At 36.1% G+C, this 15,298-nt stretch carries 9 protein-coding genes and 1 tRNA gene; 6 read left to right on the top strand and 4 right to left on the bottom strand.

The window, feature by feature from the left end:
* Positions 1-24: 24 nt before the first annotated feature.
* The 3 genes from IQ05_RS14160 (at position 25) to IQ05_RS14150 (ending at position 2,245) form a co-directional block, all read left to right on the top strand.
* Positions 25-1,035, top strand: coding sequence for a dipeptide epimerase (locus IQ05_RS14160; protein WP_144894028.1), 1,011 nt, complete (start codon positions 25-27; stop codon positions 1,033-1,035).
* 83 nt (positions 1,036-1,118) lie between these two features.
* Positions 1,119-1,586 (top strand): DUF1456 family protein, encoded by a 468-nt coding sequence (locus IQ05_RS14155; RefSeq protein ID WP_144894137.1) that lies wholly within the window; start codon positions 1,119-1,121, stop codon positions 1,584-1,586.
* 2 nt (positions 1,587-1,588) lie between these two features.
* Entirely contained in the window at positions 1,589-2,245 is a 657-nt protein-coding gene (locus IQ05_RS14150) for an NAD(P)H-binding protein (RefSeq protein WP_208653372.1), read from the top strand.
* A 118-nt stretch (positions 2,246-2,363) separates the two neighbouring features.
* Here the strand turns inward: IQ05_RS14150 and IQ05_RS14145 are convergent, their stop codons facing one another.
* Together IQ05_RS14145 and sucC are read right to left on the bottom strand one after the other, a co-directional pair.
* On the bottom strand, positions 2,364-3,932 hold the full coding sequence (locus IQ05_RS14145; RefSeq protein WP_208653375.1) for a protein adenylyltransferase SelO: 1,569 nt from the start codon (positions 3,930-3,932) through the stop codon (positions 2,364-2,366).
* A gap of 153 nt (positions 3,933-4,085) precedes the next feature.
* Positions 4,086-5,279: an ADP-forming succinate--CoA ligase subunit beta gene (gene sucC / locus IQ05_RS14140; protein ID WP_086453873.1), complete on the bottom strand. Its 1,194-nt coding sequence runs from the start codon at positions 5,277-5,279 to the stop codon at positions 4,086-4,088.
* A 406-nt stretch (positions 5,280-5,685) separates the two neighbouring features.
* On the opposite strand from sucC, the gene gltB reads away from it, so the two are divergent.
* From gltB to lysA, 3 genes are all read left to right on the top strand, one after another.
* Positions 5,686-10,203 (top strand): glutamate synthase large subunit, encoded by a 4,518-nt coding sequence (gltB, locus tag IQ05_RS14135; protein ID WP_144894022.1) that lies wholly within the window; start codon positions 5,686-5,688, stop codon positions 10,201-10,203.
* Between the two features lie 2 nt (positions 10,204-10,205).
* The gene (locus IQ05_RS14130) at positions 10,206-11,660 is read left to right on the top strand and encodes a glutamate synthase subunit beta (protein ID WP_144894020.1); all 1,455 of its coding nucleotides are present in this window, start codon (positions 10,206-10,208) and stop codon (positions 11,658-11,660) included.
* Between the two features lie 306 nt (positions 11,661-11,966).
* Positions 11,967-13,187 (top strand): diaminopimelate decarboxylase, encoded by a 1,221-nt coding sequence (lysA, locus tag IQ05_RS14125; RefSeq protein ID WP_144894018.1) that lies wholly within the window; start codon positions 11,967-11,969, stop codon positions 13,185-13,187.
* A gap of 64 nt (positions 13,188-13,251) precedes the next feature.
* On the opposite strand, the gene pafA is transcribed toward lysA, so the two are convergent.
* Both pafA and IQ05_RS14115 read right to left on the bottom strand, forming a co-directional pair.
* The gene (gene pafA / locus IQ05_RS14120; protein WP_144894016.1) at positions 13,252-14,865 is read right to left on the bottom strand and encodes an alkaline phosphatase PafA; all 1,614 of its coding nucleotides are present in this window, start codon (positions 14,863-14,865) and stop codon (positions 13,252-13,254) included.
* A 298-nt stretch (positions 14,866-15,163) separates the two neighbouring features.
* Positions 15,164-15,249: transfer RNA gene (locus tag IQ05_RS14115), tRNA-Leu, on the bottom strand.
* Positions 15,250-15,298: the final 49 nt, after the last annotated feature.

Here is a 15,298-nt window from a genome sequence, read left to right as displayed (position 1 = left end):
AGAACAACTTAAAACAATCTCATAATGGAGCTTATCTTAAGGGAATACAACCTAAAATTAAAGCACACTTTCACCATTTCGCGGAAATCGATTGACTTGCAACCTACCTTAATTGCTGAATTAAAGAGCGATGGCATTTCAGGCTACGGGGAAGCTACTGCAAATCCATACTACAATAGTACCGTTCCCATGATGATGGCTGATTTAGAAAAAATCAAACCACTTCTTGAACAAAATTTGGAAGAAACTCCAGAGGAATTCTGGATGAAAATGCAGCAAACATTACGTCACAACTCCTTTGCTTTGTGTGCTATAGATAATGCATACAACGATTGGTATGCTCGAAAAAAAGGAGTGAAACTATACGAATTATGGAACTATAATATTGACAAAAACCCACTTACAGATTATACAATAGGCATTGATTCAATTGAAAAAATGGTGGCCAAAATGAAAGATCTTCCATGGCCAATATATAAAATCAAATTAGGAACATCTGACGATATTGCTATTGTAAAAGCATTAAGAAAACATACAAAAGCCATTTTCAGGATTGATGCCAATTGCGGATGGAGCGTTGACGAAACGATACAAAATGCTGTCGAACTAAAAAAACAAGGTGTAGAATTCTTAGAGCAACCACTACAAGCAGATGATTGGCATGGACACAAAGAGGTTTTCAAACATGCTGTATTGCCCATTATAGCCGATGAAAGTTGTATTATCGAAACAGATGTACTTAAGTGTCACCAGCACTTTCATGGTGTAAATATTAAACTGACCAAGTGTGGAGGATTAACTCCTGCAAGAGGTATGCTTGCACAAGCTCGAGAATTAGGAATGAAGACCATGGCAGGTTGCATGACCGAATCCACTGTGGGAATCTCAGCTATTGCACAATTACTACCACAATTAGATTATGTAGATATGGACGGTGCTTTGCTTTTAAAAGAAGACATAGCAACCGGTATTCGATTAGATTTTGGAAAAACAATCTATTCTGAACTCCCAGGAACGGGTGTAGCGCTCTTGTAAATATTTGGTACTACACTATTTCTAAATCAAATAATGCTTTGTAAATGCTTTTAAACCGTACCTTTGTATAAAATTAGAATATGATGACAAATAACGATATCTTTAAAAAACTTCGTGTGGCACTTATGTTACGTGACGACCAAATAGTTGAAATATTAGAATTAGTAGATTTTAGAATTACAAAATCGGAGTTGGGTGCTTTTTTTCGTGATGAAAAACATGAAAATTACATGGAATGTGGCGACCAAGTATTGCGTAATTTCTTGAATGCACTAGTGATTCACTTGCGTGGAACCAAGGAGAATCCAAAAAATCCAAATGATGTTTTGGCCAAACACAAAGCACAAATTCCAGTAAAAGAAGGCGCCGGGGAAAGAACTGAATTCAAAGCTAAAGCAAAAGATTCTGAAAAATCAAGAGGTGACGAAGCGCCATCAAAAACAAAACCTGCAGCTAAAAAGCCTTTCAAAAAAACATTTGCTAAAGGAACCCCAAAAGTGCAAGTGGTGGAAAAAGTGAAATATAATTTCGGGAAAAATAAAAAATCATAATTGTGAAAACAGCCTTGATTATTGGCAGCACAGGTCTTATTGGATCTGAATTACTCCAAATTCTTTTAGAAAGTTCAGAGTACGCTCAAGTAGTTACTTTTGTTAAAAGAGATACGGGAATACAAAACCCCAAATTAACCCAACACGTCATTGACTTTGACAAGCCCGAAAGCTATAAAGATTTAGTCGTGGGCGATGATTTCTTTTGCACCATTGGTACAACCATAAAAAAAGCTGGTAGCCAAAAAGCATTCCAAAAAGTAGATTTTGAATATCCTAAACAATTCGCCCTTTTTGCGCAAGAGAATAAAGTGAAAAATTATTTATTGATCTCTTCACTGGATGCCAATGCCACGTCTTCAAATTTTTATTTAAAGACAAAAGGTGAAATTCAAGATTTTCTTAAAACTTGTAATTTTGAAAGCGTTTCTATTCTACAACCTTCCCTCCTATTGGGTGATCGAAATGAATTTAGATTTGCAGAAAAAGCTGGTGCATTTGTCATGAAAATGTTTTCATTTATTTTTCAAGGAAATTTAAAAAAATACCAACCAATAGAAGGTGTAAAAGTTGCGAAAGCCATGTACAAATTGGCACAAAAAAATACAGAAGGTTTTCATATTTACGAATCGGATGTGATTCAAGAATTAGGAAACTAATACATAACTAAATCCTGAATGAATGTTCGGGATTTAGTTATGTATTTTTAATTTTCCTAAAAAAAATCTTAATTTAAAGAGAGGATATTATTGCTATTAAATAATTCTAAATCCCATTTTAAGAACTACAACTTAACATACTACACCCTACTTTATCTCTAGCCCAATCCGGTCTTTTGGAAAACCATTTTTGGAAATTAGGCTGCTCATCATAAGGTTTTTTGAGCATTTCAAATAATTCATTTAGCAAACCGTAATCTCCTTTATCCGCATCATCAATACACAATTGCGCCATGTAATTTCGCAATACATACTTGGGATTCACTTTATCCATTTGTTCTTTTCTTTCCAAATCAGAAATAACCTCTTCATTAATTCGAATGCTGTACTTTTCAAACCAATCGTACCATTCACTCAAGATGGTTTCATCTAAATCCTTTTCATTGTAAAAAGCAGCTTTAACAGTATTAAAAGCTACTTTCGAAGTAGCTACTTTAGTAACATCGCTTAGATTCCTAAAGAAAATAGTCATATCGGTTTCTACTCGTTGAAGTAATTCAACCAAACTATGAATCAAGACAACATCCTCTTCTTTTTTGATTTGGAGACCCATCTTATTTTGCATCATTTTCAAATACTCCTTTTCGTAATTGGTACTGAATGCCTCAAGAATAACTTCCAGCGGCTTGGCATCTAGAATTAAAGGATACAATGCATTTGCTAGTTGGTATAAATTCCACAATGCCATTTCAGGTTGATTGCCATAACGGTACCTTTTATGCTGCCTATCAGTGGTATTTGGAGTCCATCCAGAATCAAAATCTTCTAACCAACCGTAAGGACCATAATCAATTGTAATCCCGTGAATAGACATATTATCCGTATTCATTACACCATGTACAAAACCAACACGCTGCCAGTTAACAATCATATTGAGCGTGGTTTGAGTAACTTCTTGAAAAAAGGCTAAGTATTTTTCGATTCCTTCCTTTTGAATATGTGAAAAATGATGTTTAATAGTATAATCGGCCAGTAATTTTAAATTTTTGTGATCTTCACGCGCGGCAAAAATTTCAAAACTTCCAAAACGAATAAAAGATGGAGCCACTCTTGCTACAATAGCACCTTTCTCATAAGCAGGATTTCCATTGTACAAAATATCGCGTAGAACGGGATCTCCAGATAATAGTAACGAAAGTGAACGAGTAGTGGGAACTCCTAAATAATGCATGGCCTCGGCACATAGGTATTCTCTAATAGAAGAGCGCAAAACCGCAAATCCATCTGCATTTCTAGAATATGGCGTAGGTCCAGCACCTTTCAGTTGCAACGTATACGATTCATTGTTATGTTGAACTTCCGTTAAATTTATGGCACGTCCATCACCCAGTTGTCCAGCCCAATTCCCAAACTGGTGACCTGCATAACACAAGGCATAAGGCTTAGTTTCAGGATAAATGGTAGTACCTGAAAACGTATTTAAAAATGCTGTTGATGCAATATCTTCTTTACTAAGTCCGATCGTATTGGCCACTTCAACAGAAGCATGAATTAATTCAGGATTACGCGGTTTTACTGGCGTTACATAGGAGAAACACGCTTTTTCAACTTGCCTTGGAGTATTTTCAAGGTCAAGATCAGCCGGCAATTCAGATGTGAAGTTATTTTTTATATGAAGTTTCATGATATCAAATTTAAAAAAACAAAGGTAATTGATCCGCGCTATACTGTTTTGTACTTTCCAATAATATTATGAATTGTTTACTTTCCACTAATTATTTGGCACAAAAAAACCTGTTTACTAAAGCAAACAGGTTTCTGATATATAACAATTTTCTAATTAAGAAAGCGCCGCTTGTACTTGATCAGCTGCTTCTTGAAACTCAACAGCAGATAAAATTGGCATTCCTGAATTATCAATTAATTCTTTTGCAATAGCTGCATTGGTACCTTGTAAACGAACAATAATTGGTACTTTAATAGCATCACCCATATTTTTATAAGCGTCAACAACTCCTTGTGCCACACGGTCACAACGAACAATTCCACCAAAAATATTAATCAAAATAGCTTTTACGTTTTGGTCTTTTAAGATAATACGGAAAGCAGTTTCAACACGTTTTGCATCAGCAGTTCCACCTACGTCAAGGAAGTTTGCAGGCTCAAAACCAGCATACTTAATTAAATCCATAGTTGCCATTGCAAGACCTGCTCCGTTTACCATACATCCTACAGTTCCGTCAAGATCAACATAGTTCAAGCCAACTTCTTTTGCTTCAACTTCGATTGGATTTTCCTCACGAACGTCACGCATGTCAGCATATGCTTTTTGTCTGTATAATGCATTGTCATCAATGTTAACTTTTGCATCAACAGCCATAATTTTATCATCAGATGTTTTTAATACCGGGTTGATTTCAAACATTGAAGCATCAGATCCGATATACGCATTGTATAACGAATCGATGAATTTCACCATTTCTTTGAACGCATTTCCTGAAAGTCCTAAGTTAAAAGCAATTCTTCTTGCTTGAAAACCTTGTAAACCTACAGAAGGATCAATCTCTTCAGTAAAGATTAAATGTGGTGTGTGCTCAGCAACTTCTTCAATATCCATTCCACCTTCGGTAGAATACATAATCATGTTACGACCAGTAGCTCTATTCAATAAAACAGATACATAAAACTCTGATGTTTCACTTTCTCCAGGATAGTACACATCTTCAGCAACTAATATAGTACTTACTTTTTTTCCTTCAGCTGATGTTTGAGGTGTAATTAATTGCATCCCTATGATTTGACCTGCAATTTCTTCTACTTGTTGTAAATTTTTGGCAAGTTTTACTCCTCCACCTTTACCACGTCCACCTGCATGAACTTGTGCTTTAATAACATGCCATCCTGTACCCGTTTCGGCAGTTAATTGTTTCGCAGCTTCAACAGCTTCAGCTGGACTATTTGCTACAATTCCGCGTTGAATGCGTACTCCGTAACTTGCTAGAATTTCTTTTCCTTGATATTCGTGTATGTTCATAATATAGAATTTGACTGGCTTCTGAATTTCTTCCAGAAATAAAGTGCCACAAAAATAGCAAAATTTAATGTAACTGTTATTTTTTTTAAATAAATTATTATTCAATTTTTCAGCAGGTATTTAAGCCCATTTCACATCGGTACGATTCTAAAAAATATCAATTTTTCAAACAATTTTGTTAGGATTTCATTTCAATGTTAAAAACAAACCTATTTAGCCTCTTTTCCACCCTATTTTGAAAACAAATCCTTTTACTTTTTATCAAAAAAACAAATCAGCTGGTTCAAAATATCAATATTGATTTTTATTCAACACTTTTCTATTACAACTGTAAAAAACACTCTGTTTTAACTCATATACCTTTTATATTATAACGAATGTTTAATTTTACATAAAAAAATTTAAAATGATAGTTAAAGAACAAGGACTTTATTTACCCGAATTTGAACACGACAATTGTGGCGCGGGATTCATTTGCAATCTAAACGGAATTAAGTCAAATGATATTATACACAAAGCATTAGATATTCTCATAAAACTAGAGCATCGAGGCGCTGTAAGTTCTGATGGTAGAACTGGAGATGGAGCTGGTATCCTATTTGATATCCCACATGCTTTTTTTAAAAAAGTATGTGATTTTGAACTTCCAAATGCTAAAGAATATGCTGTTGGAATGGTTTTTATGCCAAAGAGCAACAATCAAGTTGTTTTTTGTAAAACTGCGTTTGAAAATGCTATTCATGATCAAAATCTAGAAATTTTAGGATGGAGAGACGTTCCTGTTGACGCATCAAATTTAGGGCGAATTGCTGGAGAAAAAGAACCTACCGTAAAGCAAGTCTTTGTAGGTAAAAAAAGTTTGGATTTGACAGAGCAACAATTTAATGCTAAAATGTTTGCCGCCAGAAAAATAGCAGAGCACACAATTCGGAACTCAAGAATTTCCGAAAGTCACATGTTTTATTTCTCAAGTTTTTCTACCACTACAATAATATATAAAGGTTTATTGATGCCAGAGGACATCAGCAGGTATTACACCGATTTGCTAGACGATGACTTGGTAACCCGATTGGCATTGGTACACCAACGATTTTCAACCAATACTTTTCCATCTTGGGAACTAGCCCAACCCTTTCGTTACATGTGTCACAATGGAGAAATCAATACGTTACGTGGCAACATAAGCCGTATGCGTGCACGTGAGGAATTGATGAAAAGTGATGTTTTTGGCGAAGACATCAAAAAGCTTTTCCCAATTATTCTGGAAGGAAAATCAGATTCGGCATCGATGGACATGGTTATTGAATTGTTACTGATGACAGGACGTTCCTTGCCCGAAGCTATGATGATGGTAGTTCCGGAAGCTTGGGAGAAACATCAAACGATGTCAGCAGATAAGAAAGCCTTTTACGAATACAACGCTTGTATTATGGAACCTTGGGATGGTCCAGCCTCTATTCCTTTCACAGATGGTAACGTTATTGGGGCGCTATTGGATCGAAATGGATTGCGTCCCTCTCGATACACTTTAACCAAAAGTGGTTTCGTAATCATGTCATCTGAAATTGGAGTATTAGACATCAAACCAGAAGATGTGATTCAACACGGTAGATTAGAACCGGGGAAAATGTTTTTGGTTGACATGAATGAAGGTCGCATCATAGAGGATGACGAAATCAAAAATGCAATTGTCACCAAGCGCCCTTATAAACAATGGCTTGACGAAAATTTACTTTCGCTAGCTCAAATTCCGTACACTGATAATCTCATTCCGGTTGAAAATATTGATTTTGAAACCAGACAGCGCTTATTTGGATATACAATTGAAGACTTAAAAACCATCATCAACCCAATGGGTGCCGAAGGAGCCGAAGCGCTAAGTTCAATGGGGAATGATACTCCGCTGGCTGTTTTATCCGATCAGCCTCAATTGTTGTATAATTATTTCAAACAACTTTTCGCACAAGTAACTAACCCTCCGCTGGATGGTATTCGTGAAGAAATCATTACGGATATCAGTTTAGCAATTGGTGGCGATTATAATATTTTTGACATTGTTCCCAAACATTGTAAAAAACTAAAAATCCAAAATCCGGTCATTTCTAACGAAGATTTGGACAAAATTCGTAACATTGATCATGCCGATTTCAAGTCAGTCACTATTTCAATGTTATACGAAATCAAAAAAGGAGTAAACGGCTTAGAACGTGCTCTTGAAAAAACAGTGCAAGCCACCTATAAAGCAGTTGCAGAAGGCTGCAATATTGTGATTTTATCAGACAGAGGTGTTAGCGAAAAAATGGCTCCTATTCCAATGTTATTGGCGTGTTCGTACATTCATCATTCGCTAAACATTCTTAAAGTTCGATCAAAATTTGGTATTCTTATCGAATCGGCTGAACCACGCGAGCCTCATCATTTTGCGCTATTATTTGGTTACGGAGCAAGTGCTATAAACCCGTACATGGTTAATGAAATTATTTACAACCAAGTAAATGCAGGATTTATCACTGGTGTAAAAGCGGATTATGCCATCAAAAATTACAACAAAGCCATTGCTAAAGGGATTCTGAAAATCATGAATAAAATCGGAATTTCAACTTTACATTCGTACAGAGCGGCACAAATTTTCGAAATCTTAGGACTGAACAAAACATTCACATCTAAATATTTCCCATACACACCATCTCGAATTGAAGGAATTGGCTTGATGGAAATTGAAAAAGAAGTCAAAAAAAGATATCAAAAAGCCTTTCCAAATTCTAAAGTCAGTAATTTACTTCCACTCGAAATTGGCGGTGTTTACAGATGGAGAAGATCAGGTGAAAAGCACATGTTCAACCCAACCACGATTTCTAAATTACAACAAGCTGTTCGCTTAAACAGTCCTGAAAGTTATAAGGAGTATTCAAAAATGGTCAATGATCAAAGTGAAAATTTGATGACCATAAGAGGTTTATTTGAATTCAACAACTTAGATCCTATCCCTTTGGATGAAGTGGAGCCTTGGACTGAAATTGTAAAAAAATTCAAAACAGGTGCCATGTCTTATGGATCCATCAGCCAAGAAGCACATGAAAACCTAGCCATTGCCATGAACAGAATTGGTGGTAAAAGCAATTCGGGAGAAGGAGGAGAAGATCCAAAACGTTTTCAAAAAGACTTAAATGGAGACTCTAGAAATAGCGCTATCAAACAAGTTGCTTCTGGACGTTTTGGAGTTTCGATCAACTATTTGACCAACGCTCGTGAGATACAAATCAAAATGGCCCAAGGAGCAAAACCTGGTGAAGGTGGTCAATTACCTGGTGAAAAAGTAGTGCCTTGGATTGCCGAAACTCGAAATTCAACACCGTATGTTGGCTTAATTTCGCCACCACCTCACCATGATATTTATTCAATTGAAGATTTATCGCAGTTAATTTTTGACTTAAAAAATGCAAATCGCGAAGCTAGAATTAATGTTAAATTAGTTTCCGAAGTCGGTGTAGGTACAATAGCAGCTGGAGTTGCAAAGGCAAAAGCAGACGTGATTTTAATTTCAGGATACGACGGAGGAACTGGAGCCGCTCCATTGACCTCATTGACTCATACCGGAATTCCTTGGGAACTTGGACTTGCGGAAGCACAACAGACATTGATTTTGAACGATTTGAGAAGCCGTATCGTTTTAGAATGTGATGGCCAATTAAAAACGGGTCGCGATGTGGCTATTGCAGCCTTACTTGGAGCGGAGGAATTTGGTTTTGCAACAGCGCCATTAGTAGCTTCAGGTTGTATCATGATGCGAGCGTGTCACTTGAATACATGTCCTGTGGGTATTGCAACACAAGATCCTGAATTGAGAAAAAATTTCAAAGGAACGCCAGAGCACATTATCAACTTCATGTATTTTATTGCCGAAGAATTGCGAGAAATCATGGCTCAATTAGGCTTTAGAACCTTGAAAGAAATGGTTGGACAGTCACAAAAACTGAATGTAAACAAAGCCATCAAGCATTACAAAGCAAGTGGACTAGATTTGTCTTCCATTTTATACAAGCCTGAAAAAGCAAAAGAAGTTCCCAATCATAATACAACTACTCAAGATCATGCTTTAGAGCACGTTTTGGATTTTGATATTATCAAAGCTGCAATTCCATCAATTTACAGAAAAGAAAAAACAAGAGTTACTTTCGATATCAAAAACACCGATCGTTCTGTAGGAGCCATATTGAGTAACGAAATCTCAAAAATTTATGGCGCACAAGGATTACCTGAAGATACTATTTTAGTTGATTTTACAGGTTCTGCTGGACAAAGTTTTGGTGCTTTTGCAACAAATGGTTTATCATTTAAAATTCATGGTAACTGCAATGACTATCTAGGCAAAGGGCTTTCTGGCGGGAAACTAATCATTAAAGTTCCTCCTACTGCTACTTTCAAACCCGAAGAAAATATCATTATTGGTAACGTGGCGCTATATGGTGCTATTACTGGCGAAGCCTACATTAATGGTATGGCAGGAGAACGTTTTTGTGTTCGGAATTCTGGAGCGACAGCCGTTGTTGAAGGAATTGGAGATCACGGATGCGAATATATGACAGGTGGAACTGTAGTAGTTTTAGGAAAAACTGGAAGAAATTTTGCAGCCGGAATGAGCGGTGGAATTGCGTATGTTTTTGATCCCAACAAAAAATTTGATGCACGAGTTTGCAACATGGAAATGGTTGGCTTGGAATCTTTAGAAGAGGACGACTTCACTAAACTACGTCGTTTAATTAAAAATCATTCGCTGTATACGAGTAGTCCTTTAGCAAAAAGGATTCTAGAAGATTGGGAAAATCAACAGCAGCATTTTGTAAAAGTGATGCCTACGGACTACAAAAAAGCGTTGCAACGCTTGGCCGAAGAAAAAGAAATTAAAGAACTTATAGCATCATAGTCATGGGAAAAATAGGAGGATTTAAAGAATATTCTAGAACCGACGAAAGTAATGTTGCAGTTCCAGAAAGAGTTTCAAATTATAATGAATTTACAATTCCGTTAACCAAAGATAAAATCAAAGAACAAGGTTCCAGGTGTATGGATTGCGGCATTCCATTTTGCCACAGCTCTTGTCCGTTAGGAAACTTAATTCCTGATTTTAACGATATGGTGCATCAGGAGGAATGGGAAAGTGCACTGAAAATATTACAATCTACCAATAATTTTCCTGAATTTACAGGAAGACTTTGCCCAGCTCCTTGCGAAAAATCATGTGTTCTAGGAATCATTAGCGAGCCAGTTGCTATCGAAAATATTGAAAAAAATATTATCGAAAGAGGCTTTGCCGAAGGTTGGATCAAACCACAACCTCCAGAGGTTAGAACTGGAAAAACAGTCGCAGTTATTGGCTCTGGTCCTGCAGGTTTGGCATCAGCCCAACAATTAAACCGCGCCGGACATACCGTTACCGTCTTTGAAAGAGACAATGCCATTGGTGGATTATTGCGTTATGGGATTCCAAATTTCAAACTAGAAAAAGGAATTATCGACAGACGTGTAAAAGTTTTAGAAGCGGAGGGAATTACTTTTAAAACCAATGTCAATGTGGGGGTTAATTTTGAAATTTCAGAACTCAATAACTTCGATTCAGTTGTATTATGTGGTGGCGCTACAGAGCGTCGTAGCTTACCTACCAAAGGAATTGAAAGCAAAGGTGTGGTGCAGGCTATGGACTTTTTAACACAACAAACCAAAGCATTATATGGTGAATCAATTCAAAATCAAATCACAGCAACTGATAAAAATGTTATCGTTATTGGTGGTGGAGATACCGGCTCAGACTGCGTCGGAACCTCAAACCGTCATGGTGCCAAATCAGTCACAAATTTTGAAATTTTACCAAAACCTCCAGTAAGCCGAAGCGAATCCACTCCATGGCCTTTTTGGCCCTTGCAATTAAAAACTTCAAGCTCTCATGAAGAAGGTTGCGATAGAAACTGGCTCATCAACACCAAAGAATTTATTGCAAACGATGCTGGAGAACTGGTCGGCTTGAAAACCGTTGAAGTAGCTTGGAAAATGACACCTGGTCAACGACCTGAATTAATTGAAAAAGAAGGTTCCGAAAAAATCTGGCCTTGTGACTTGGCTTTGTTAGCACTCGGTTTTACAGGTCCCGAGAAAACATTGAGCGAGCAGTTGGGCATCAAAATTGACACCCGTAACAACTATCAAGCAAACAATTACCAAACCAATATTCCCCATATATTTACCGCAGGCGACATTCGTAGAGGACAATCATTAATTGTTTGGGCAATTTCTGAAGGTCGCGAAGCCGCCAGAGAAGTAGATAAATACTTGATGGGTTATACCAATTTACCAACTAAAGGAAATGGCGATTTGCCTAGCCTATAAATAGTTTTGAAAAATCAAATAATGACTGCCAATTCCTTTATGGGCAGTCATTTGATTTTTTTAGGAGGTGCCACTACCTCCACTATCGTTCCGGTAGCGTCGGGCTGTTCGCTTCAAGTCCTCGCCGCTTTCGTAAAAACTACAGCGTCTGTGGGCTATCCGCTATCATCCCTCACCCAAATTGAAAATTTGCCTTTCAAAACCTAATTTGTTTAAAATATAACTTTTTGTTATAATTTGTTAGAATTCATACGTTCCCTTGCGGGACTAAATAAAGAGTAATAAATTTGCTCAAAATTAATAATTATGCAATCAAAAGACTTAGTACAATTAGCAGAACAATTTGGTAGTCCATTATACGTATATGATGCCGAAAAAATACAATCTCAATACAACAGATTATCCAAAGCTTTTTCTAAGGTAAAACAGTTGCGCATCAATTATGCTATGAAAGCCTTATCAAACGTGGCAATACTGCAATTATTAAGAGAAATGGGATCAGGTTTAGATACTGTTTCTATCCAAGAAGTACAATTAGGTTTGCACGCGGGCTACGAACCTGAAAAAATATTTTATACTCCAAACGGTGTTTCTCTTGAAGAAATCGAAGAAGTTGCCGCTATGGGAGTTCAAGTAAACATTGATAATCTATCTATTTTGGAACAATTTGGAACAAAATATCCAAATGTACCAGTTTGCATCCGAATCAATCCTCACGTGATGGCAGGTGGAAACGCCAATATATCTGTAGGTCATATTGACAGTAAATTTGGAATTTCAGTTCACCAATTACCACATTTGGTTCGAATTGTCGAAAATACAAAAATGAACATTGTAGGTATCCACATGCACACTGGTTCCGATATTTTAGATATTGAAGTATTTTTATATGCAGCTGAAATATTATTTGATGCAGCCAGAAATTTCAAAAACTTAGAATTCTTAGATTTCGGAAGCGGATTTAAAGTGCCTTACAAAAAAGACGACATCGAAACAGATATTGAAGAATTGGGTAAAAAATTGTCGAAACGATTCAACGCCTTCTGCGATGAGTACGGAAAAGAACTAACATTGATTTTCGAACCTGGAAAATTTCTAGTTAGTGAAGCTGGATATTTCTTAGCAAAAGTAAATGTAGTAAAACAAACAACATCAACGGTTTTTGCAGGAATCGACAGCGGTTTCAATCACTTAATTCGTCCAATGTTTTACGGATCTCAACACCACATAGAAAACATCTCAAATCCAAAAGGGAAAGAGCGTTTTTATTCCGTAGTAGGATATATTTGCGAAACGGATACATTTGCAAACAACAGAAGAATTGCCGAAATCAAAGAAGGCGATATACTCTCATTTAGAAATGCAGGAGCCTATTGTTTCTCTATGGCATCAAACTATAATTCAAGGTACAAACCAGCCGAAGTTTTATGGATGAATGGCGAAGGGCATTTAATCAGAGCCCACGAAACCTTTGAAGATTTGTTAAAAAATCAAATTCCGTTACCACAAGCAATAGCAGCGGTTTAAAATAGAAAATCCCATTTACACTGTCAAGCAGTTGTAAATGGGATTTTTTCAATTCAAAAACTTATTATTTATCAAGTAAAGTTTCTAAAACTTCTGACTCAGTGCCATTCGTAAACGGAATTTTTAACATTTGAGACAACGTAGGTGCAATTTGAGTTATGTACGTTTTTGCGTGTAACTCTCCTTTCGGTACATGCCATCCATAAAAAAGAAGCGGCACATGAGTATCATAACTATTTGGAGATCCATGTGTTGTTCCTGTAGCTTGATATTCCATATAGCCAGTCTTATCTAAAATCACTAACTCACCATTCTGTTTAGGATCATAACCTTTAGCTATAAAACTTAAGAAGTAATCATCGCCTGAAGAAGCTAAAATTTCTTCCTCAGTATACACTCTTTTGATATGCTCTTGTGTCATCAAAAATCCTCTAAAGCTCTCTTTTACTTTTGTCAATTCTAAACCTTTTTGTTTTACCAAGTCCAAATTGAAAAATACATTGAAATTAGAATAGTCCAAGATAAGATCAACTCCAAAAGTTTCATTTGAAAATTTCTTTAAGGATTCCACAAAACCTTTAGTAGGAACATTTTTTACATTGTATTTATTATCCTTTAAATAATTTGGATTTTCTGCACCAGCATGATCAGCAGTTAAAAAAACCAAATAATTATCTTTTCCAACTGTCTTGTCTAAGTAATTTAAAAATTGATCTAGATTTTGATCAAGGCGTAAATAGGTATCTTGAAGTTCTATAGAGCGAGGTCCAAAAGTATGACCAACATAATCAGTCGAAGAAAAACTAACTGTTAGAAAATCAGTTATATCGTCTTTTCCTAACTCCTCTTTTTCAATAGCTTTCATCGCTAAATCTGCCAAAATATCATTACCAAAGGGTGTAGTTCGCAAAACATCAGCACCTTTTTCTTTGTAGATTTTAGCCAAATCATAAGGAAAAACAGGACCATTTGCTTTATCCAATTTCCCCTCGTATGGATTATCATCCGCTAAACTTTCATTGTAAGTAGATAATGGCTTCAATAAATTCCAACCTTTATTGATATAGTTCATATACCTTTTTTCTTGGTTGAATTCAGTTACCCAATTTGGCAAACTTGCACCATAAAACGTACTTGAAATAAATGAACCTGTTGAACTATACCAAAATGCCCAATTTGCAAAATGTCCTGCTGGCAAAATAGCACCACGGTCTTTAATACTTAATCCAATAACTTTACTTTTAAAATTGGTTGCCATTCGCAACTCATCAGTAATTGTGGTACTTAAAAGATTTCTTGGTGACATCGCACCCTCTTTTTCAGTACCTTCTCCCACCATCTTAACGGATGCGTCATCGGTACAATACATATTTTTTCCAGTCGCTTTATTGAACCAATCATTTCCAACAATACCATGCGTTGATGGAGTTGCTCCAGTATAAATACTGGCATGACCAGGCGCAGTATAAGTTGGCACATAATTATAATGCATATTATGAAAAGTATATCCATTATTCATTAATCTTTTAAATCCATTTGCAGAAAAATCATCTGAAAAACGATATAAGTACTCCATTTTCATTTGATCTACTACTATACCCACTACCAATTTAGGGCGTTGCTGAGCTTGTGAGTTTAAAGACAAAATAACTGTCAAAAACAAAATAATTCTCTTCATATTATATATTTATATTTTAGACAAAAATACAACATAAAGTTCAAACCCACTCTTCACAACTACCTCATGATACTAAATTAATAAATTGTTAACCCTAACAAAAATTAAAATATTGAGTTTAAATAAAAAAAAATATAAACTGAAAAAGGAAAAATAAAATCGTTTATAAATAATACGAGAAAAAATAGATTATTCATATTTAGAATCAATTATCTTTTTTCAAAGTATCAAAATTCTAATATCGTGCAATATAAACGCAAAAAACTCCCTAAAAAATAGGGAGTTTACAAGGATTTTGTACTCAGAGCGGGACTTGAACCCGCACGAACATTGCTGTTCACTGGATTTTAAGTCCAGCGTGTCTACCAATTTCACCATCCGAGCGATGTTGTGGTACCTCCAGGGATCGAACCAGGGACACATGGATTTTCAG

It is taken from the genome of Flavobacterium tiangeerense, assembly GCF_007830355.1.
Classification (GTDB): domain Bacteria; phylum Bacteroidota; class Bacteroidia; order Flavobacteriales; family Flavobacteriaceae; genus Flavobacterium; species Flavobacterium tiangeerense.
The sequence above is the reverse complement of the archived record's forward strand: the minus strand, read 5'-3'. Positions and strand labels throughout refer to the sequence as shown.

Excerpts from the sequence above, each read along its gene's own strand:
- lysA (WP_144894018.1), top strand. The coding sequence starts at position 11,967 with ATGCAATCAAAAGACTTAGTACAATTAGCAGAACAATTTGGTAGTCCA.
- sucC (WP_086453873.1), bottom strand. The coding sequence starts at position 5,279 with ATGAACATACACGAATATCAAGGAAAAGAAATTCTAGCAAGTTACGGA.
- IQ05_RS14130 (WP_144894020.1), top strand. The coding sequence starts at position 10,206 with ATGGGAAAAATAGGAGGATTTAAAGAATATTCTAGAACCGACGAAAGT.
- IQ05_RS14160 (WP_144894028.1), top strand. The coding sequence starts at position 25 with ATGGAGCTTATCTTAAGGGAATACAACCTAAAATTAAAGCACACTTTC.
- IQ05_RS14155 (WP_144894137.1), top strand. The coding sequence starts at position 1,119 with ATGACAAATAACGATATCTTTAAAAAACTTCGTGTGGCACTTATGTTA.
- gltB (WP_144894022.1), top strand. The coding sequence starts at position 5,686 with ATGATAGTTAAAGAACAAGGACTTTATTTACCCGAATTTGAACACGAC.
- pafA (WP_144894016.1), bottom strand. The coding sequence starts at position 14,865 with ATGAAGAGAATTATTTTGTTTTTGACAGTTATTTTGTCTTTAAACTCA.